Consider the following 23872-nt stretch of genomic DNA (forward strand, 5'->3'; position numbering starts at 1 on the left):
TCTTCCCGCAGCACGCACGCACCGGCGACGGCACCACCACCGGTTCCGGGCCTGCGCACAGCGACGCGTCCGGTGCGCTCACCACCCCGACGCCCGCAGGGGGTACGGCACAGCAGCCGGTCACGGAGCTGCCGGCCGCCGCAGGCACCGCAGGCGAACACCCCGAGTTCGCCGGACACCTGGCGACCTTCACGGCGCTCGGCGACCAACTGACCGCCGTCGCCCGGGGAAGCAACCTGCCGGCGTGGGACACATTCGTCACCGACTGGTCGGAACTGACCCTGCAACTGGCCACGCAGCTGACGCACCCGAGCCTCGCCGAGGGCGTGCGGAGCAACGACGGCGCGGTGGCCTGGGACGGCCCGGAGGAGCCCAGCGGGGAAGCCTTGCGGCGTACCCGGGACCTGGCGAAGTGGGCCCGCGCGCAGCTCGACGCGCTCTCCGCGCAGCTCGACGCGCTTCCGCAGGACCTCAGCTCGCTGGGGGCGAAGCCGTCCGACGTGCGGCAGAGCATGACCGAGCTGACCGGCTTCATCGACGAGCGGGTCCTGGCCTGGGATGAGCAGCTCGACGCATCCGAAGAGGCAGTGAGCCGGCACGCGTTCGGGGAATCGTCCGACGAGGAGCAGGACGCCGCCCAGCCGACCGGATCCTCCCAGGACGGCGAGGCGGAACCGCCCACGGGCAGTGGTGAGCGCTCCACCCCCCAGGACGACCCACCCTCCTACAAGGCGGCCCTGCACCAGACCGCCGAGTCCGCACCGTCGGCCGAGGGCACCGGCGTCGGGCCGGAGCCCGACCCCCTGCCCGTCTACCAGGAGCCACGCGCCTACTCCGAACAGGACGTCGCACGCTGGGCCAGGACGACGGGCCTGACCCGCGACCGCTTCCGGGAACTGGCCCGCTACGCGTGGTTCGATCCGGAGCAACTGAGCCAACTGCGCACCGACGTGGGCGTCCGGCAGACGGCGCACCTCGCCGACCTCAGCGAGTCCATCGGACGGATCCCGACGGACATCCCGCAGCTGGCCCGTGACCTGGGCATGCACAGCGTCAAGGACCTGTACCGCATCGCCAGGGGCCTGGGTGCCGACCCCCGCCATCTCGCCCAGGTCTTCCCGCATTCGTTGCGCGCGGTGAACGCGGAGGACCCGCTGCGGACCGCCGGGCACTTCCTGGACATGGTCCAGCGGCAGCTCGGCCGGTACGGCGCCACCCTCAGGGGCGGGCGGAACTCCGATGCCGCGTGGCTGATCGAGCTGGCGGGCCGCGCGTCGATGCCCTGGCCGGACGGCGACTCCACCGTCCACAGCAGCGACAGCCGTATCCCCCACGGAACGATGCGCTCCTTCCTGCACTACGTCGCCGGAGCGGACCGCTTGCGCCGGGCCGAAGAGGTCGTGGCGCACCTGCGTGACATGCACCCCAGCAGGCGGGACGACCTGCTCCTGAACTACCGGGACCGGGGGCTGCGGCAGGAACCGCCCACGTACGCGGAGGCGTCGGGCCCGCTCACGGAGGCGTCCGGCGACTCGGAGCGCCGGCTGCTGACCGACTGGGAGATCGCCGACCTCGCCGCCCGGTGGGACGTCGGGCTCCACACGCTCACCGCCCTGCGGCGGCAGGCGTGGTTCGACGCACGGCGGCTCGACCGGCTCGGGGTCGAACTCGGCGTGGGCGAGATGCACAACCTGGTCACCATGACCCGGCTCATCGGGCGGATGCCGACCGACATCACGGCGCTCGCCACCCGCCTCGGCATGCCCGTCCCCAAGGACCTGTACCGGGCGGCGCGGGACCTGCACGCCGATCCGCAGGACCTCGCCTTCCTCTTCCCCGGCCAACTGGGCGCGCTGCGCTCCGGCTCCGGCCATCCGTGGCAGCGCCCGCACCGGGACTTCGTACGCTTCGCCGAGCGCGAGCTGTCCCGCATCGGCGCGTCCGAACCGGCCGTCAGGCGCTGGCTGTTGAGCCTGGCCCGTACGGAGTCCATGCACTGGGACGGCTCCGCGCGGGCGGGCGACGACCCCGAGACGCTGCAGGGCTTCGTCCGCTTCGTCGGCGGCCCTGACGGGCTGCGCGAGCTGTACCGGCGCCGGGACATCGTGCTGCCGCAGCGGCTCACCGAATGGCGGGAGTGGTCGCCCCGCTACGAGAGCGACACACCGCCGCCGCCCTACACGGACCCCCTGCCGGGAGCGGACCCCACGCAGGACACCGGCACCGCCCCGCACGAGATGACGTTCTTCAGCGACGAGGACTCCGAGCCGGACACCACGGACCCAGGCCGCGACCGGTCGGGCGGGCTGACGCCGCTGAGCGAACACACCCAGCACAGCGAACACACCGAGGACGACGACGGGAACCGGGACGACACCGTCAGCCGCGTCAGCCGGGATGACGGCCGGTACGGGACAGGGCGATCCGAGTGGGTTCTGGACACCCCCGAAGGCGCCCCGATCCAGGAGGTCTTCTGGGACCTCGCCGATGAGTTGGGTATCCCGGCCGCCGTGGCGGACCTGATCGACGAATGGGAGGATCTGCCGGCGTCGGTGGACGTCCGCGACCTGCTGACGGCCGCGAGCGCGTGGCGGCTCGACACCGACGGAATGCGCGTCGTCCTCGAATACGCGACGGCGTGGGGGCGGCTGCCGGGCGCCGTCACCGACCTGGCCGGGACGCTGGGCGTCCCTCTCCCCGACGTCATCAAGACGGCGAACCTGCTCCGGGTGCCGACGGAGCATCTGGTGTCGCTCGCGGGCGAGTTGACGTGGGCAGGCGAGCTCCGGCCCGACGAGCGGTCCGTCGTGCCCGCGCACGCGCTGCGCAGCAGGCTGGCGCTGATCGGTTTCGAGCCACGAGACCTCGCGTGGTTCGCGGGCGCGGGGGATCTGGGCCTGGCCGACCTGGACGCGTTCCGCCGCCACCTGGAAGCCCGGGGCTCATCGCTCGCGGAGCTGCGGGAGGCCCTGGCGGACGAGGCCGGGCGGCAGGTGGCGCAGTGGCTGCGGGACCGGGAGGCGAACCCCGAGGGGACCGGCGTCCAGCAGCAGCGGGCGCAGGACCGGGCGGCGAACGCCGGGGGCACCGGTGTCCAGCAGCAGTTGGCGGACACCGTGTTCGGCGGTCGCGGGCCGGCCACCACCGCGCAGGCCGCAGCGGCCGTGCTGGACATCGGCATCCTCGACCTCAGGCAGCTCTTCCAGGGCGACCTGGACATGCTGCACGCCGACCGTGCGCGGTCGGGCGCCAACTGGACGCCGACGGACGCCTGGACAGCCAACATGCGGCGGACCATCGAGCGGCTACGGCTCCAGGGGCCCGCCGACCGCGCCGCCTTCGCCTACCTCACCGACCGGTTGCCTTCGCTGTTCGCCGCGCCCGCACACCAGGACGCAGAGGCCGGAACCCAGCACCTCGGCACCTCCACCTACAGCGCGGCGGACAGCTTCCTGCGGGCGTTCGTCCCCTCGGACCACACGCTGGACGGCGACACCTCCTGGAGCCCCCGACCGCCGTCGCTCGCCACCCTGCGCGACGACCCGGTCTGGGCCGTCCTCCACCACACCGTCTTCAGGACTCTCGGAGGGCACCCGCAGCTGCGCACGACCGCCCACCTCGGTGAACTGGCCGACATCCTCTTCCTGATGGTGCGGCGCGATACACCGAACGATGTCTGGGCGCAGCTGGCGGCACGGGGCACACACGGCCGGTGGGAATACACCCGCGACTGGCTGGCCGGCCACAACCTCGCCCGGATGGTGGAGAGGTGGGCCGCCATCCACGAGACGCCGGCTCAGGAAACCGACCCGGGTGCCGACGTGGTCCTGGACCCCGAGGTCCGCGCCGATCTGGACGGCGCCCGCCTGCCCTCCTACGAGGAACACGAGCCGGACGGCGACACCCAGCCGCTGCCGCCGTCCGAAGAGCCGGAGCAGCACGTGGCCGGCTCCGGGCCCGCCGATGACGAGTCCGCGGAAGCGGACCGGTTGTCCCTCGTCGAGGAAGGCGAAGAGCCCCCGCCCTACCCGGTTCCTGCCACACCGGCCCCGGAGCCGGTGCGCCGGTGGGCGTCCCGCACCTGGGACGTACCGGAATCCCGGCTGCGTACCTTCACCGCCGATGACATCGGGCGGCTGGAGGACCTGCGCACGGGCCTCGGCCGCGGCGTCCAGCGGATGCGGAACCTGCTGGACGTGGTCCAGGGGATGCCCGATGTGCCGTCCCTGACCGACCTGCGGGCCGCGGCGGGCCGCCTGGGTCTGACCGACCCCAAGAACCTCTACCGGGTGCTCAAGCAGCACCCGATGTCCCTGGAAACCCTGCGCACACTCGGGGAGCGGCACGACCTGACCGCGGTCTTCCAGCCGCTCAACAGGGCGTCGGCGCTGCAGCGCACCTCCGTCGCCGACCGGGTGGCGACCCAACTCGCCACCCTGCACGCCACGTTGCCCGACACCCCGACGCCGCCCCCGGCCGGCCTCCACGACGTTCCCCCCACCGCCGCATCCGATGCCGCCGCCCACGTCGCACCCGAGCCGAGCCAGGACGACGTGACGCCGCAGCACGTACCGGACGCGCACGTACCGGACGAGCATGTACCGGACGAAAATGCTCCGGACGAGCCCGTGCAGCCCGCCGACGGCGAACAGCAGGTGACCGACGCGCCGACGCATGACGTCGCCCCGCCGGCCTGGTCCGAGTCCCTGATCCACTGGTCCCTCCGGCCCGAGCCGGAGACGCCGGAGGCGATGGCCCGGCACGAACAGGACGCCAGGGAACACTTCCTGACGACGTTCGGGCTGCCCGACAACGAGCACAGCATCCGCACCGTGGAGCACGCCGCATCCCTGGTGGGGGCCAACACCCCCGTCGAACGCGCGTGGCTGTACCGGTTCCTGGCCGACCCCGGCATGGCCGGTCCGACGCCGCAGACACAGGTGTGGCAGAACAGGTGGTACGCGCCGTCGCAGGTCATCTGGGCCCTGATCTGGGCGGCCTCCGAGGAGCGTTTCGGAAACCGGTGGCCGCGGAGCGGTGTGCAGACGCTGCGCGAGGGCGACTTCGCGGAAGCGCTGGAAAGGTTCGACGACCTGGTCCAGGAATTCGGGCGGGGCGACGACGTCGTTCAGGACATCCACCCCGTCTCCACGGGGAGTGCCGGCATTCTGGACGGATTCCGGTACTCGGCCTGGTACGCGGACGCGCTGGCTGAGAGGAGTGCGATCCGAGCCTTCGGGCGAGCCTTCGGTGTGCCGGGCGACTGGCCGATCGAGGGCCTGCTCAGGGACTCCGCCGCACTCGTCGGAGCGCTGAACGAGGACAGCCGCGCCCGGCTCTACCGGCTGGCCATCGAGGCGGCCCGTCCCCACCCCGGCCACGGGCGGATACTCCCCGGTGATCTCCTGCGGCTCCTCCGCTGGTCCGACGACCGGGCCGAGGGCGATGCCCTCCCCGGTGGCAACGCCTTGGCCACGCTGCGCGACATGGAGCTGGGCGAGGCCGTGGATGCCCTCCACGGTCTGGCCGCGGACTATGAGCTTCAGCACGAACCGCCCCTGAGGGACACGTCGGACGGGCCGCTCGACGAACAGCTCGTGCTGCACGGCATCGGCGCGTGGACCCTGGGGCAGCTGGCCATGGACGGGGCGGAGCACGCGCGATGGGACGAGGCCGGCGTGACCGTGCCCCAGGCGATCGGCTTCCTCCGCGACCTGAACGCGGCCCAGCCGGGCGGCTACCAGGCGGGCACTGCCGACCTGAGGAGTCTGCTCGGCAGCATCCAGGCGCTGGGGCACATCCCGTACCAGCAGATCCAGGGCCTGGCGCACGCGGCAGGGTTGCCGCAGTCGCTCGGTCCGCTCCTGTACCGGCAGAGCGGCAACTTCGGGATCCAGCCTGAAGAGTTCTCGCTGATGCGGGTGTTCCGCGCCCCGTACAGGGAGATGGTGCGGCGCGGCGAGAGCCCTCAGGACTGGGACGGCGGCATCGACGCGCTGCTCGCGGACAGCGGCGCCGATCTGGAGATGCTGACCGATGCCCTGCGCAACCCGTCGGACGACGAAGAGCAGCAGAACTTCCGTATGGCGGGCCGGCGGGATGAGCTGGCCTACCTCCAGGGACTTCTGCGCACCCTGCACGCCGCCGGCGCGAGCCTCGCCGAGCTCCCGGCGCTGGGCGCGTACCTGAACCAGACCCCTGTGCGGTCCGGGCGGACGGGAGGGCTTCCCTACGCGGAGCTGAGCCGGGGCCGGCGACGCCGGTTGTGGCGCTTCCGCTTCAACGAGCCGCTGACTCCCGAAGCGGTCAGCGCCTGGCGCGCCGGGCAACTGGGCCTCGAAGTGGAGCAATTCACGTCGCTGGGCGCACAGCCGTGGTTCGACACGGCCGAGCTGATGGAGATGTCGCGCGGCCGGGACACGGACTCGGGTGAGGGGGCGGAGTCAGGGCTCGGCCTCCACATGAGTGCCGAACTGCCCCCGCAGCAACTGGCGAATCTGGCCTATCAGATCCAGGGCATGCCGTACGCACTCCGCGAGGTGGCCCGCGACGTCGAGATGGACCCGCGCTCCCTGCTGCGCAGCCTCGTCGATGGCGGCACGGGTGCCCGGCGTGCGCTGGCGCGTCACTACTTGTTGTGGTCCGACGCCGCTGAGGACGCGGGGATCGATGCGCAGGAGGCCGCGCGCCGCCGCGAGCGCACCGACACCGCCCTGGACCGGTTGAGTCGGGTGCTTTTGGCGGGCGGGCCGCGCGCCGCCATCCGGGAGGCGGCCGAACTGTCACAGCGCACACGCCGGGCAGCGGCCGAGCCCGTGGGCGTGCAGGACCCCGCCCCCGAGCCCGCCCCGGACACGGAAACGGCCCCGACCGCGAACACGGACACGGACACGGACACGGCCCCGACCGCGAACACGGCCACGGACACGCAGTCCGAAGCGGGATCCGTCCCCGACGGCCCGCTGCGGCTCCGGGGCGGCGCCGCCCCGGAGGCATGGTGGAACGACGACGCCGACTCCTACCCCGAGACCGACGACGTCTCCGAGGCCGGCAGCCTCGCCCCCGCCGAGAACGTGGACGCCGTGCACGAGGACGCGGCGCATCAGCCACACACCGTCGAGGAGCTGGCCGACCGGATCGGAATCGATGCCGAAGAGGCCGAGGAACTGGTCCGGTTCACCGACGCGCAAGGGAAGGTGGCTGCGCTGGCATTCCTCGATCCGCAGCGGCTCGGCGACCTGGTGCGGCGCTTCGGCGGGGTGCACGCGGCGGTACAGGTTCTGTCGCATCTGAAGTACCACGGCCTGCCGTCCGTCGGCGATCTCGCCTGGTTCCGAGACCTGACGGCGCGTGCGACGGGGCCGCAGGCCATCGCGTTCACCCGCTTCGTGGCTTCGGTACGTGACGTCGGGGAGGCGCCGGGCAGCCGGACGGCGCCGGACCACGGGGCGTTCCGCGACATCATGACGGGGTGGCGCAGGGCCATGGACGGAGAGCGTGCGCTGCCGGACACCGTGGACGTCGCCGGGCTGCTGGCCTTCGCGCAGGAGCAGCGGCTGGACAGGAACCAGACGGCGGCCCTGGTCCGGCACGTCGCCGAGGCAGGGCAGCTGTCCGTGGCCTTGACCGGCCTGGTCACGGACTGGCGGGTGCGCCCGTCGGACGTCATCGAGCTGGCGGAAGCCCTGGACATCACGCCGGAACAACTGGCCGTACTGTCGGGCGAGTTGTCCTGGCTCGGCGATGCCGACGCGCACCAACGCGTCGAGCTCGGCGCGTACCGGCTGCGCGACCGGCTGGCACAGGTGGGCCTCGAACCGCACGATCTCGGCCCGTTCGCCGACCGTGGAGAGCGGCTGGAGCTGAACGACCTGGTGGACTCCGGCGCCCGGGTGCCGGCCGGCGTCGACGCAGAGTTCCACACGACCGTGCAGGCGGCATCGAGGGCCATCGGCGTGGACGCACGGGACCTGAACCGCCTCTTCGCCCGGGAGGTGCGGGAACTGCACCGGGGGCGCGGCGAGGTCAACGCGCTCCAGGACAGCGCCTGGACGCCCCCGGGCCGGTGGACCGACGCGATGAACGTGCGACTGCGGGTACTCGGGCTGCGGGGGACTGCCGACTGGGTGGCGCTGTCCCGGCTGGCGGACCGGTTCCGGCCGCTGACGCAGCCCACCTGGGGAACCGGGGACGAGGCCCCTGGCGGCGCCCCTGACCAGGCGGCACGGAGCGGCGCACAAGCACAGCTGGGCGCCGTCCGCTACCTGCGGACCGATCAGTTCCTGCGCCCGTTCGGCACGTCGGTGCGTGAGCTGATGCACGCATCGCCCGCCACCGTCGACCTCTACGACGCGATCTTCCGCGCACTGGAACCCAGGCCCGCACTCCGCACCGACTTCCGCGCCCTGGAGAACCTGCGCCCCCTGCTGCTGGACCGGACACGGGACGGCGCCATGACGCCGCAGCACGCCCACGACGCGGTGACGGCCTGGCTGAACGAGTGGCCGACGACACCACCGCAGACCCCGGCGGCCCCGGCCACCGACACGGCCCCGACAGGCCGGACCCCCCTGACCGACGACGACCTGCCCAGCTACGACGACGCCACCTCCCAGCCGGAGAACAGCGAAACCCCGCCCGCGTACGAGGCGTCGCGCCGCGCGGCGGACGAGGCACTGCACCTGCGGGCGGCGGAGATCCAGCGCACCCACCGGCCCCTGATGGACGGCTTCACCCCCGAGGAGACCCTCCGCCTCGACACTCTGTACACCCGGCTCGGCGTCCAGCGGATGCAGCACCTGGTGCACCTCGCCCGGGTCACCGGAGAGGTACCGACCTACGAGGCGTACGAGCAGCAGGCCCGCGCGCTGGGGGTGACGCCCAAGGACCTCTACCGGGTGCTCAAGCAGTTCCCGGTGCGGTTGGACGTGCTGCCCCTGCTCGCCGAGCCGCAGGAACTTGCGGACATCTTCCGGCCGCTCGCCGGCCCGCAGTCGGTGCGGCACGGCCGAAGGATCACCCAAGTGGCCGACACGTTGCGGCAGTTGGCCACCCATGCCCCTGTGCGTTCCGGCATCCACTGGTCGCTCCAGCCCCAGCTGCTGGCCGACGAGACGGCGGCGCTCCAGCACTTCCGATCCGTGTTCGGCCTGGGCGACGGCCCGGAGACCGAGTCCCTGCTGCGGGACGCGGCCCACCTGCTGGGCGCCCGTACGCCGCAGGGCCGGGCATGGTTGTACCGCCTGGTGTCGGACAGCGCGTTCACCGGGCCCGGCGATCTGTCGGCACGCGACTGGACCGGCCGCTGGATGGCGCCCCCGCACGTCTTCGAGCTCATGGCGTACACCGCCCTACGGCCCATCGGGCACTCCTTCGCCGAGCTGCGGGAGATGGACTTCCTCGGCGTACTGGACGCGCTCGACGGTGTGGCCGTCGAATTCGAGCTGGGCGAGCGGATGGAGGGCCGGCCGACTCCGGTGCAGCAGCACTACCCGGTGGGTCCGGGCGGCGCCGAGGTGGTATCGGCCTTGCGGCGTTGGGTCGCCGAGACGACGGAGCTGCCGGGCGCCGAGCCGGACGCGAACTCGGAGTCCCGGGAACTGTTCCTCGCGCAGGCGCACACCTTCGCCCAGGACATCGGTGTGGGGCCAGAGGAGGAGAGGCGGCTCCATGACCTCGGCACGACGGATGGGTGGCTGCCCGAGCGGGAGATCAGAGCCGCAGCAGCCGCGGTGGACCTGCCCCCGGCCCACGGCCCGACGCTCTACGCTCTCGCCCGTGCGCTGGACCTGACCGAGGACCAATACCACCTGCTCCGGGGCCTGCGTATCAACCTGCTGGACCACTTGGCTGCGGGGCAGTCGTCGGGCAGGTGGCAGGAGGACAGCCTTGAGCCTCTGCTGGAGGACGCCGGGATCGAGATGAACCAGCTTCTCCTCGGACGGCCGCGTGAGCTGGCCTACGCGCGGGGACTGCTCACCACGCTGAACACCCTCGACCTCGACATCGGTGAACTGTCCCACCTGGGCCGGCACTTGACGGACCTCTCCTTCGTCGGCGGGCAGCTCGGTCTGGCCTCCTACCGCGACGGCACCCCCGCCGAGCACCGCAGCCTGTGGCAGTACCTCGGCGCCGGTGAGGAAACGGCGCGGGACCTGGTCCACGCCTGGCGCTCGGAGCAACTGGGCGTGGACACCGACCGCTACGCCGATCTGGCCGCACAGCCGTGGTTCGACGCCCCGGCCATGACCCGCCTCACCCGCGAGCTGCGCCTGCAGGGAGATGCGGCCTCGCAGCTCACAGACCTGGCCGAGTCCCTGCGGATGGTGCCCCGCGGACTTGTCGGCATCGCGGCCGGAGAGCGTGCGGAGCCGGCGGACATGATGATCGCCGGACTGCTGGAGGGCGGTGCCGGGGCACGGGCCCGGATGGCATCGGCGGTGCTGCGCTGGCCGCCCGTGATCGGCACCGACGAGGAGTCGCCGACGGTACGGCAGCGCCGGGAGGCGACCAGGAACGCGCTGAAGGAGGTGGAGTCCGCGCTGTTCAGGTCGGGCCCCGACATGGCGGCGCAGGTCGCCGCCCGGCTGTCCGAAGCGGAGCGGGAACGGGAGCTGGCCGCCCTGCCGGAGGACCAGCGGGAGGACGTCAGGCCGTGGATCGGCACGGAGCCGGAGCGGCTGAGCCGCCGGGTGGGCGGAGGGCCGCTGCGGGGCTGGCGCCACACCACATTCCGGCCGTCGAACGAGTCCGGTCCGCCCGCGGCTTCGGGTTCGGGCCGCACGTCGCAAGCGGGCCCGTCGGGTACCCGTCCGGGCTCCGGCCCGCACGACGAGACCGTGCTGCACGAGGCCGGGCAGGTGTCGCTCTCCGGGCCCGCTACGGTGCCGCCGGGGGAGTTGACGCACCGGCAGCTCGTCGAAGCCGTCCGGAGCTACCTGGTGCGGTGGGGCAAGAGCGCCCAGCGCACGGTGTCGGCCGCGCGCCTGGAGGAGGGCCGGGCTTACCTGGCCGAGCTGGATGAAGCCGTGCGGGCAGGAGCCGCGCCCGAGAGCCTGCGGACGGAACTGCTGGAGGCTCTGGGCGACGCCGATGCGGCGCGGCCCGGTGCCCGGCCCTCGCTGCCGGCGGCCGGTGCCGGTGGGCGGGAGCGGATTGTCATGGATCTGGGGTTGCCGCGTCGGGTCGACGCCCCCAGGACAACCGCTGCCCCAGCACTTGTGGCTGACGTGACAAAAATCCACGGTGCGGGACACCCGATGACCGAGGCGGTGACCAGCTTCCTGGACAGTCAACGGCGCACCAGTCACCAGCGGCCGCAGTCGGTGAGGACGCGAGACAACAACGCGAAGGGGCTCAGGCGGTGGTGGGAGAAGGCACGGAACGACCTCGGGGAGCTGCACGGCTCCCCGGATGAGCAGATGCAGCGCTTCGTTGCGCACCTGGAGGTCGCGAAGGCGGCAAGGTCCGGGGGCCCCGAAGACTTCGGTGCGGTTCCCGGGTACGTACGCGCAGTGGTCCGGGCATTCCACAGCCACCTCACCGGTGGCCGCCGCCCGCCGATGCAGCGTGTGCAGCACATGCTGGAGCAGCGCTACGCCAACGACCCCTTGGCCCGTGTGGTGCCCCACTGGCTCGCAAGCCGGTTCGCCCCTGAGACGCAGTCGGCGTACGCGCTGGCGTTCCTCCGCTGGGAGGAGTACCTGCACCAGCGTGGCCGCCATCCGCTGACCGAGACGGTCCAGCCGTCCCAGGATGAGGAGTTCGACCGCTTTCTGCGGAGACTCCGTACCCCCGAGCTGTCGCGCGACGTCCGCGCGTTGCTGCGGTCCAGGGCCGACGAATTCTTCCTGACCTTCGCCCGGCCCCACCCGGAGCGGCCCGGAGCCGACCAGCAGTCTCCGGACACCCGGCCGGACGACGATGAGGTGCCGATGGAGTTGATTCGGGAGGCGTATGCCGAGCTGGGTGAGGGGCAGTTGGGGGATGCCGTTGGTGGGGGTGGTGCCGGCGATGAGGTGCCGATGGAGTTGATTCGGGAGGCGTATGCCGAGCTGAGCGAGGAGCAGGAGGGAGTGGGCACCAGCTGGTCCGCGGCCGACGAGGAACGTGAGTGGGCCCATGCGTACCTGTGGGCGCTGCTGCCCCAGGAGCTGAACGGGATGGGCTTCACGGGGCCAGGGCTGGGCGAGGCCGTGACCCGGTGGCTGGGCAGCGCGGCGGCGCGGGCGCAGGCGTGGGACTGGATCGATGCCGAGAACCCCTTGGGCTCCGCGCTGTTGGGACTTGTCGACGACGCGTTGTCGGACCAGCCGCGACATCAGGAGCAGGCGTACCTGTGGACCGATGAGGAGGCGGTCCGTGGCTTCGTCCCCGGGGCTCAGATCTCCCTGGGGAGCCTGCTGGCGATGTCCCCGCGGTCCCTGCCGCCGCAGGACTGGCAGAACGTGGAGTTGTGCATCGGCAGCGCAGCGGGCGCGCGCCGCGTCCCCGGCGACTGGCAGCAGTTCGCCGAGGAATTCCCCGCGGGCGCCGTGCTGCTGCCGATGCCGCCTCCCTTCCAGGTGGTGGCCCAGGAGGAGCTGCCCGGCGGCCGGAGGCGGCTGTATCTGCTGCCGCTCTCACCGGCGGCGGGCCCATCGGCCACGCAGGGCTTCCCGGATCACGCGGACTTCGATCCCAGTGGAGGAAGGGGAGACAGCGCCCCTCAGCTGTCCTTCGGGGCGGCTGGGTACCCGTCGCAGCAGCAGGGCGCCGGTCCCGGCATGGCCGGTGAACGGCAGCTGGATCCGCGCCCGGCGGCGACCGGCGACGAGCCGCCTGCGCCGCAGGCCATGGAAGGGGCCCCGACCGGGCTGCCGCCCGGTACCGACGTCCACGCCATGGAGTCCGATGACGCCTTCATGCAAGGGCTCCTGGAGGCCGACACCGGGACGTGGCAGGGCCAGGACCCGCTGAGCCAGTGGCTCACGCCGTTGGATCCGACGACGGCCGCCGGTGGAGGACAGGGCCTCGGCCACTCGGCTGACGCCTTTTCGGCCCCGCCGGTCGACCTCATGGAGCTCCAGATCGAGGCGTCGGGGATCCTGCGGTGGCCGTCGGTGCTGGACGCGGCCCATACCGGCCACCGGGACCTGACGCAGTGGGCGCTGGACGAAGTGAAGACGGCGCTGATCACCGAAGGGCGGGATGCCGCCCACGCCGTCGCCGTCCACGTGTCGCAGCAGGCGCGGGAGGCGGGCCACACCTGGATCGGCACGGAGGAGGAGCGGCTGCGGCGCGTATCGGGCGCCGGGCCGATCCGGCGGAAGGGCGCAGTGGCGCAAAGTGGCGGACAGGTCGAGGCGTCGGGTTCGGGCCGGACGCCGTCGTCGGTACAGGTGCCGGACTCCTCTTACGCGCCGGAGCCCATGACCGGGCAGCAAGCCGCACAGCTCATCGACGCCGTCCAGGGCTACCTGCGGTCGTGGAGCAAGAGCACCCGGGGTGCGGTGGCGCCGCTCGCGCATCGGGAGGAAGGCTGGGCGCACCTGGTGCAGCTCGATGAGGCCGCGCGGGCAGGCCACGCCGACGCGGAGCTGCCGCGTCGGCAACTGCTGGCGGCGCTGGAGGAGATGGAGCAGGTCGGCGCCGGAAAGTCGAGGGCCGAGAGCAGGCTGCCGGGACTGTCCGCCGGTGAGACGGAATGGGCGGCCTGGAGCCGGGAGCTGACGGCTCTCGTCCACCGGCTGGAGACCGATCCCAGCACGGGCAGGACGCGGACCCGCCTGGTCAACCTGGCTCGGAGCTACCGCCGGGACCTGTGGCAGGAGGCGACCGGCCGGCACTTCGCGGCGGGGGCCCAGGCCGAGGTGACCCGGCGGCTGAACCAGGCGCTCGCCGTGGCCGAGCAGGCCGGGCCCCCGCAGCCACCGGCCCCCGGCACCGCAGGACCGGCCGGGGACGAGCACTCCTCCGTGCCCCGCGCGGTCGCGGACCTGATGCGCGAGATGCATCACGCGCACGGCGAGACCCACCCCTTCGTCGTGGAAATGGGCAACTGGCTCAACCAGAGGCAGCTCGCCGAGCGCACCCGGGCGTCCTACGCCCTCGACATCAGGCCCTGGTGGGACCAGGCGCGCACTGCTGCGGGGGAGCCGCAGGTCTCGCCCGCTGAACAACTGCGGGTATTCGTAGGGAATCTGGAGGCCGTGGTGGGCCTTCTCAAGAACCCGGGCCAGGACGGCTCAGCCCTGTCCGCATTCGCCGCGGGCCTGCCCCGCCGGCAGGCCAACGCGATCAGGTCCCTCCACACGTACCTGGCCCACGCCGGTCACATCGATGCGCCCGTCACCCCCGTCCGCCGGACGACCGCCGAGGACCGGCCCGCTCCGGGCAGCGATCCCCGCTCGACCGTCGGCCGGCTGCGGCGGACCCTGGCAGAGCTCTATCCCGGCGACCCGCTGAACCGCGCGGTGCCGGCCTGGCTGTCGTCCGATGGCAGCAAACCGGCGGCGCTGGCGAACCTGGCGAGGGCGTTCCTCCAGTGGGACGAGTATCTGCGTGCACAGGGGCGGCACCCGATGCACGAGGACCTGCTCCCGTCCCTGGACGACGCCTACGACCTTCACCTTCAGCACCTGCGAGGGGACGACGGTCTGCCGCTGAACCTCGCCGACACCACCCGCGAGTACCTGCGCCGGCGGGCCGACAAGTTCGTGCTGTACCGGTTGGACCACCCTGAACTGAGGGAGCCGCAGCCGGTGAGCACCGGCCAGGATCCGGACAACGACGCGACTGCCGCCCTGGACGCGGGGCCTGCGGGCACGTCCCGCGTCCCCGGTTCGGTTGCCCGGCTGATCCGCGAGTGGGACGAAGCACTCGGCTCCGGTCACCCCCTCGCCTCGGCCATGGGCAACTGGCTCACCGACCCGGAATTCGCCGTCGCCACCCGCGAGGTCCACGCTTCCGAGATCCGCGCGTGGTGGGAGCAGGCACGTACCGCGAACCTGGACCCGCAGCTCGGCCCCGACGAGCAGACGGCCGGAATCCTGCGGAACCTGGTGGCCGTGGCAGGGCCCGCGGATCGCCGTACCCAGGACGCTGCCGCACCGCTGAGGCCCCAGCAGAAGAGCGCAGCCCGCTCCCTCTACCGGCACCTGGTCCGGCAGGGCGTCATCAGCGAGCCGCCGCCCGCCCCCCGCCCGCGGAAGCGGAAGCCGATCGAGGGCGGCGGCGTCCATACGGACGTCACGGCGGACGAGGCGCTGGAGCGGCTGGCCGCCTGGCACGGCGCACCCCTGGCCGAAGCGGCGCGGGCGTGGCTGGCGGCGGCGGACGAACGCGGCACGGCGCCGCGCGATGACCTGGCGCGGGCGCTGCTTCAGTGGGGCGAGTACCTCCGCGCACGCGGCAGGAACCCGCTGACCGAGACGGCCCCGCCGTCGGCCGACATCGACTACGACACATTCCTCTGCACGGTCCAGGGCGACAACGGCCTCGTCCTGCGGGTGGGTGCGCGCAGGCGCCTGCGCGCCGACGCGGACGATTTCTTCGAGCACCGGCCGCGTGCGGACGACGTGCCGGCGGACGACGTGCCGATGGACCTGATCGCCGCCGAGTACGAGCAGGTGCAGGCCGACGCGGGACACACGGGGACCGATGCCGGTGTGCCAGAGGCGCTGTGGCAGTGGCTGCCCGGGGAACTGGTCGTTTCGGTGACCTTGGGCGCCGATCCCGGCGAGGTCCTGGCGCGGTGGCTGGGCAGTGCGGCCGCGCGGAACCAGGCGCAGACGGTGCTCGGCGGGGAAAACCCGGTGGGCCGCGCGCTGTTGGATCTTCTCCACGACACCGCGTCCGCCCTGCCGGCACACACGGAGCCGGTGTTCGCGTGGTCCGACGAGGTCATGGCCGAGCACCACACGATCGGCTCGCACCTCGATCTCGGACCGCTGCTGGTGGGATCCACGGCCTCGCTGCCCCCGCGCGCCGAGCAGACCGTCGAATGGCACATCGAGGGGGCGAACGGCAGCCGCCTGCCTGGGGATTGGCCCGAGTACCACGACGAATTCCCCGCAGGGGCCGTGATGTTGAGGCCGGCATCGGCGTTCCGGATCGAGCGGGTGGAAGACCTCGGATCCGGCCGCACGCGCCTGTATCTGCGCCCGGACACAGCGGGGGAGGACCGGCCCACCACCCAGGGCTTCCTGGACGACGCGGGCTTCGGCCCCTACGGCTGGCCTGGCGGCTCCGGGCCGGGCCAGGACTCCGGCGTGCGGTACAGCGCGGCCTCGGTGCGGCAGCAGGCAGGCCGCACGCCGACGGCTGCCGAGCCGGGCACGGACACCTCCACCCGGACCCCGGCCTTCCCGCTCGACGCCGAGCTGGACCCCCGGCCGACCCCGGTCGAACGGGCCGCAGGCGACCTCCGCAGGTCGCGGCAGGCCCTGCGGCTGCTGCGCACGCACTACGCGACGTGGGAGCAGTCGCAGCAGCCGGAGGACGGCAGGACCCGGCACCCGCTGCTGGCCGACGGGCCCGAGCAGTCCTACCACCTCCGCAAGCGCGGGCTCGACGCCTTCCTGGAGCAACACCTGCCGCTCATCGAGGCGTTGGGGGAGGCGGACCGGACGATTGCCGTCCGCCGCTTCATGACCGGGACCGTCGAGCCCTGGACGCACGACGAGAGCGCGCTCGACGCCCCGGCCGCCGGTCCGGCAGGCGCGGTGCCGGGCCCGGCCACCGGCGAACACCCCGTCAGCGCCGAGCTGCGCACCCTGTGCCGTACCAGGAAGGCGCCCAAGGCGATGTCGGACAGGGTGGCGCGCGCCTGGCCGGAGATCGGCGACGCCTACCGGCAGACCGCCGCCGCCGACGGCCGCTGGCAGACGGTCGGCGCCCGCGTATCGGAAACCGTCCGCCAGTACCTGAGGCTGGCCTGGTCCGATGGCGACGGCATCGGCCGGATCCTGCCCGTGGACGTCCTCGCCAAGTCGCTCCTCCTCGACCGTCTGCCGCTGCGCGACGGCAACGGTCCGGTCCGGCTGCTGCCCGCCGCCGAGCTGTTCCACCGCTACGGCGACATCTTCCGCGGGCCGGACGAGGTGCTCATCGCCCGTGCGGCCGCCGAGTCGCGTGACGCCTTCCACATGTACTTCACCGGCCGGATCCCCGCGGAGTGGCTCGGCGACCACATCGCGCAGGTCGCGATCCGGCTGGGCGACCGGGGCGAAGGCACCCCCGTCGAGCTGTCGGACTCCATGGTGGACGCAGTGCGCGTGCTCTTCGCCGAACTGCACCAGTACTACCAGGCCGGGGCCTCGCTCCCGTACGTGGCGGGGGAGCGGTTCCCCGGGACGCCGGTGCACTCGGATGGTCCTGCGTTCGCCTACCACGAGCCCCCGAACGGCAACCGCCAACTGGCGCGTACCGGCGGCGCCCCCTCCCTGTTCCGCTACGACGGCGTCCACCAGGAACGCTTCGCGCGGATCACCGAGCTGTTCGCGTCGCCCGAGGGCATCCGCCAGGCGTACGCGCACCTCGCGCGGCAGCGGCAGGAGACGTCGGCCTGGCGCGACCGCTGGCTGCTCGCCGACGACCCGATGCGCCGTATCCAGGACGGCTACCGGCCCGTGGACCTGGACTACCGGTACCTCACCAAGACCCGGGCCGACCGGTCAGCCGCCTACGAAACGGTCGCCTTCCGGAACTTCCTCGCGCAACTGGCAGGTCAGGACGCCGGGCAGCCCACCGGGCCCGCCGTCATCGAACTGGCCACCGTCCACTCCCTCGTCGCCGGCGACGCGCTCCCCGATTTCGCGCAGGCCCTCGGCAACCGGACGCTGCCCGCCGTGGTCACCGCCGCCGTCGCCGCGGCCGGGCTGCGCAGGCTGCCCGCCCACCACGGTGCCGTCCGGCAGCGCTTCTCCTCGCCGCAGGTGCCGTACATGACGGGCCGTGAACTGGACCTGAGCCTCGTGGTCGCCCATCCGCAGGCAGTCGGCAACACGGAGATCGTCTACACCGGCTTCCGGGCGACCGGCACCCACCCCCTCTTCCCCGGCAACCCCGGGGCGCCGGTGGTCATGTCCCCGGGCGAGCGCGGCGTCGTCACCTCCGTCGAGCGGGCACCCGACCTCGACGGTCCTGACGGCCTCGGCCACCGGCTCCACGTGGTGTCGCTCGGGGCCGAGATCGAGCGGATCCAGGTGAAGCAGCCGTCCGAGAAGTTCATGGAAGGGATGGGCCAGCTCTCGCCCGTGCCCTCCCAGCGGTTCGAGGTCAGGCGCTATCACCTCGGCGACGGTACGAAGCTGAGCCGGCTGATCGCGCGGATTCACTTGGTCGCCGATCCCGCACTCCCGCCCGCCGATGTGGCGGCCAAGAAGCAGCAAGTCCTCCCGTACGTGGACATGTATCACAACATCGGGCACCGCTTCCCCGACGGCGATCTGGTGCAGTTCGTCGTGGAGTTCACCGACGACAGCTCCCGCGCCCACCACACGGTGTCGCTGTTCCCGGGCAACGGCCGGGCGAACAGTGTCGAGTGGTTCCTGGACACTCTCCCGCTGATCGTGCTGCACGAGCTCAGTCACCTCTTCGGCGGCCGGGACTGGTACCAGGAAGGATGGCCGCGCCCGCTGGACGAGGACGGCTCGATCATGGCCGGGCAGTACCTCGACCGGTGGGGCCGCACCTGGCTGAACAGTGACTTGCCTTCGTCCACCGGCGAACAGGTGCCGAACCTGCGGTGGCTGCCGCACGACCTGCAGATGCTCTGGTCGTCCGTGCAGCAGGCGCGCCTCGCGCAGGCGAAGGAAGCGCACGGCGACGGCGCACCCCAAGGCCCTGCGGCCGGGCGTCGGCCTGACCCCGAGGCCGAGCGCGTCTCCGTCCCGCTGGAGGTCCGCCGGCGGGTGCTGTGGGGCGACCCCGGCACCGCCCGCCCGGGGCGGATGGCGCCGCGGAACCACGCGATCCACCGCGAGTACCCGCAGCGTGTGGAGGAGATGAACCCCAACGGCACCTATCTGGCGCGCTTTCCGTCGCAGCCCACGGCGGGCAGCGACGGCGTCGTCCACCACCCCACGGTCGGTGATCTCGCCGGCCGGCCGACGGCCGAGGGCGCCCCGGTGATGATGTTCCCCCACCACATGACCGAGGACGAGGTGGTGAAGGCCGCCGAGCAGGCGTACCTCAACTGGCGTGCCAACGGCGGAATCTGGCCCGACGGGGCGGGCCGGGTCGCCTTCGACGGGGTCTATCAGGGCCTGCGGGTACGGGGTGTCGCCGACGCCTCCGGCAAGATCCTCGACTTCGCCCCGCACGAACAGCAGACCGACCCCAACGACACCGGGCCGGCACCGCGCGCACTCCAAGTCCCCCTGTTCCGCACCCTGCTGCCGGAGCCGACCACGGGCGGCGCGCCACTGATCACCCGCTTCACGGAACGCTTCGTGCTCGACGGCGACCGCGCCAAGGGTGTGGGCGGCTATCACGGCTTTGCGCCCACAAAGCAGTTCAAGCGCGGCATTTGGTATGACGTGCCGGACAGTGAACCCCTGGAGAACGGCGTCCGGGCAGGGGTGGTGAGGCTGCTGGACCTACGCGTCTCCCCGCGACCGGGTGCGTTCGGAGACCTCAGCCAGTGGCATACGGTCGCCGACGGCCACAACGGCGGACACCTGCTCTTCCCGCAAGCGTGGACGGCCGATGTCCTGTGGGGCGCGGTCCGCGACGCCCACACTCGCGCCCTGGACAGCGGGCGGTTCAGCTGGCACACCGAGGGCGACAACGCCCTGGGCGCGGGCTACCTCTGGATCGGCGAGAGCGACGGCGTCCGTATCCAGGGCTACACGCTCCAAGGACGCCACATCTGGGTCCGCCCCTCCGCGTACCAGCCGAGGGTGACCTGGTCCACCTGGGACGACGACGAGCACCTCGCGCAGTCCCAGGAGCACACGGTCCGGCTGCCGACCAGCGGCACCACCGAGGCTCCCTTCCGGGTGTCGCACATCGTGCTCGACGACGGTGATCTGGGCGTGCAACTGGCCGTCGAACTGCCCGTCCCGCACGGCATGGACACCGACCAGCAGCGCGAGTTGACGGACTATCTGGAAGAGGTCCAGGAGGAGATCGACGCGACGTACAACAAGGTGCCCCGGGGCGACGGGCTGCCCTTGGTCCGCTTCGATGTCGTGCCCGTCGGGCCGCCGCCGGGAGTCAGGTCACCGCAGCCGGCCGAATTCCTCGCGCTGTGTGCCCGGGTCGGACCGGCCACGCTGGCACGGCAGTTGCTGGGCATTCCGCCCGCTGCCCAGCAGATAGACGCGCTGCTCGCTGCCGCCTGCCAACAGGTGCCGATGCCGTCCCCGCATGCGGCCGGCGCCTGGCTCCCGCACAACGCGGAGCAGCACATCGTGACGGCGCTACGCCACAGGACACCGGCGGGGATGGCCGCCGACCCGGGGGCGAGGGTGCTGCTGGAGACGTACCGGGCCGAGGAGCTCGCCCCGTTCGCCACCCGTCGGAACACCGTCGAAGAACTGCTCGCCCAGCTCCGGCCGGCATTCGCCCCCGAGTCCTGGTACAAGGAAACGGGGGACGAGCTGCCCGCCGGACTCACCGATGACGAACTGCGGCTGCTCGCCTTCCGCACGGCGCAGCAGGGCAGGTCGGACACACCGGGGCGCGACGTGTCCACCGGAACCGTCCCGGGCCACGACGACCTGGCACTCCAGGTCAGGACCGACGCCGAAGGCACGATCCGTGACTACCGGCTGGTGCCGTCCGATGCGGCCGAGCAGTTCTGGCCGGAGGACGAACGGATGGCGGCACCGCCGCTCCTGCCGGATGACGGCAGTGAGGACGACCTCGCCGCGTACGGGGTGCGGGATCCGGAGTCGGACAGTGACGACGACCTCGCCGCGTACGGGGTGCGGGATCCGGAGTCCGGTGGGAACGAGCCCGCCATGGACCCGGACGACGCTTCGGACATCTTCTCCGTACTGAGTGGCCGCTCCGCCCCGCCGCGGCCGAGCGCCCCGCCGCGGCCGAGCGCCCCGCCGCGGCCGAGCGCGCCGACGCCGGGGGAGCGGCGCCCCTACGAGCCCGATGGCCCGCGCCAGGACACGGACACGGACATGGACGCACACATGGACACGGACACGGATGCGGAAGGGGGTTCCGGCACGGATTCCGACAGCGACACGGTCTCGGACATGTCGGGGGTCGAGGAGCAGGCGCCGCCCTTCCGGCAGGTGGCCGTCGCCCCCGCGCACCCGGACGGGCCGGTTCCGCCCCCGATCGGCGGCCACCGGCCGGCCGGCGCGGGCGCCGACTCCTCCCCGGAAGCCGCCACTTCGGGCACCGGTGGGGCGACGCTCCCGCCGATGACGCTCGGCACCATCCGCGTCGACGTGCCGGGACCGGCAGGACAGGACGGCTTCGGATACCAGCCGTCCGGACTGTTCCAGGGGCTTGAGGTCAGCCGGGTGCGCCACACGGGCGGGCCCTGGACGACCCGGGTGGTCCTGCGCACGGCGGCTGGGCAGCCGGACCTGCCCGGTGCCGTGCACACCACCACAGCCCACCGTCTGCCGGACGGGGAGCCGCTGGAATTCGTCCTGGTCACGCCGGGCTCCGACGCGCAGCCTCCGGCCCCCGGGCCCGTCCCGCTGCTGTCCGCATCCGGCGAAGTGGTCCTGGAACCAAGGGAGTTGCGCTCTCTCGGGCAGGCCATCGACGACGCCTGGCGGGCCGCCGCCGATGCCGGCCAGGTCCGGCGGCAGGACCGCGCGACCGATGACACCCCATCGGGCGCCGCCCGCACCGGCACGCCGGATGCCGATGGCCCCGCGCGGGTGCGGGTGCCCCTGGAGGTGCGACGGCGGATGCTGTACGGCGGCGCCGGTTCCCCGGGACTGCTCGAACCGGCCGGGACGGGGGCCCGCCCCTCCTCGTACCGGGTCGGGCAGCCGCACCCCAACGGCACCTACCTCACCCGCACGGCACACACCACCGAGCCGGTGCTGATGCTGCCGCCCAACTGGTCGTCGGAGCAGGTGACCTACGCCGTCGAGCAGGCGTATCTGGCCTGGCGGCGGGACGGCGGCAGCTGGCAGGACCCGTCGGCGCCGCGCCGCTTCGACGGGGTCTACCAGGGCCTGCGGCTGTGGGGCGAGGCCGACGGCGAGGGGAACGTCGTCGACTTCGGGCTGCACCCCGTCCAGGCCGACCTCCGGGCGCCTTCCTTCCTCGCTCCCCGTCCCGGTACACCGGGCCCGCGCGTCACCGAGCGGCTGGAACGGCTGGTCCTGGATGGTGACCGGGCCCGCAACCTCGCCGGGCACTTCCTCTACGACGCGGACAGCCAGCGCGAGCGGGGCATGTCGTACCGGCCGCGCAAGAAGCTGGTCCATGAGGACGGCGTGACGAGGGAGGTCGACTGGAAGGAGGCGAACGGCGTCGTCACCGCACGGGTGAGTCTCCTGCCGGACCTGAACACCGGGGCGCACGGCCCGGAGACGGCGGGCGAGGGGGACTGGCAGGTTCCGGCGGGCGGCCGGTGGTCGCAGCTCTTCCCGTCGGACTGGACGACCGGTGGCCTGTGGGACGCGGTGGCGCAGGGCCACGAACGGGCGCTGGACGCGGGCGACATCACCCTGTACGACACCGGCTACCTGTGGTCAGGCACCGGCAACGGCGTCCGTATCGAGGGCTTCGTGCGTGACGGCGAACACGTCTGGATCCGGCCGTCGGCGCGGCAGCCGCTGCCCCGGTGGAGCGAGGACGCACGGGTCGCCACGAGCGGGCCGGTCACGGTACGGGTGCCGGTGGGCGGTGGCTCGGTCGGCCTCGCCGTACGGCACGCGCTGTTCACCGGCGGCGAGCACGGCGTACACCTCACCGCCACGGCGCCCCGGCCCGCCCGGGGGAGCGGTGTCGACGACGCGGACTACGAAGGCGCGTTGCGGCGTCTCCAGGAGCATGTCGACGCGGTCTACAACCAGGTGCAGGGGACGGCCGTCCCGGTGAAGTTCACGGTGGCAGCGGCGGATCCGGCCCACTCCCAGGGGACCGCCGCCGATCCCGACCCGGTCGCCGCCCTCCTCCTCGGCAGCGAAGCCGACCTCGCGGAGGCGGCGTACCGGCTGCTCGGCGTGGAGCCTGCCGCTTCGGACGTGGACGCACTCGCGGCGCGCGTACGGCAGTTGGCCCCGATGCCCGTGGAGCCGGACGGATGGCAGCCGCATTCCTCGGCGGAGCGGACGTGGACGGCGCAGGAGACGGCGTCGGCCCTGTCGCAGCTGCACAAGGCGGGAGTTGACCGACTGTCCTCCGACCCCGAGGTCCGCACCTGGTCCGACGACCCCGACGCGGCACCGCACGGACCGGGCGCCGGGGAGCTGGCGGCGCAACTCCGCGACCGGTTCGCCCGGAAGGCGTGGGACGCGTGGTACGCACCGGAGGCGCTGCCGGACGGCTGGACCACCGACCGGCTGCGGGTCGCGGCGTATCTGACGGCTCGACGTGCCCGGCAGGCCCAGGAGTTGGCGGGGGACGCCCATGTCCTGGTCGCCGACGCGGAGCTGCCGTTCCGGCTCCGGGTGACCTTCGACGCCGGTACCGGCACGGTCATCGACTACGTGCTCCCGGACCTGCCGCCGCCCGGCAGGGAGGCTCAGGACCTGGATATGATCTCCCAGGGGACGGACCTTCCCGCCGCCCCGGCCCCAGGTGCCGTGTCGCCCGTCGACCTGCAGCCTCTCGCCACCTGGGACGGGCCCGTGGACACCGGCACCGCCCCGGACGGGCAGCCCGATCCGGAGGCCCGGGGATGATCCAGGGCCACGCACCGCCGCCCGTTCCGGGCCGAGGAGCCCGCGCGGCGGAT

At 72.8% G+C, this 23872-nt stretch carries 1 protein-coding gene (only partly in view); it reads left to right on the top strand.

Going from position 1 to position 23872, the window contains the following annotated elements:
• Positions 1–23819, top strand: the 3' portion of a protein-coding gene (locus ACIBK8_RS06345; protein ID WP_399040424.1) for a hypothetical protein. It extends 17161 nt beyond the left edge of the window; the window shows 23819 of its 40980 coding nt (coding positions 17162–40980); its start codon lies off the left edge, out of view; the stop codon is at positions 23817–23819.
• Positions 23820–23872: the final 53 nt, after the last annotated feature.

Source organism: Streptomyces sp. NPDC050161 (genome assembly GCF_044460025.1).
GTDB lineage: Bacteria > Actinomycetota > Actinomycetes > Streptomycetales > Streptomycetaceae > Streptomyces.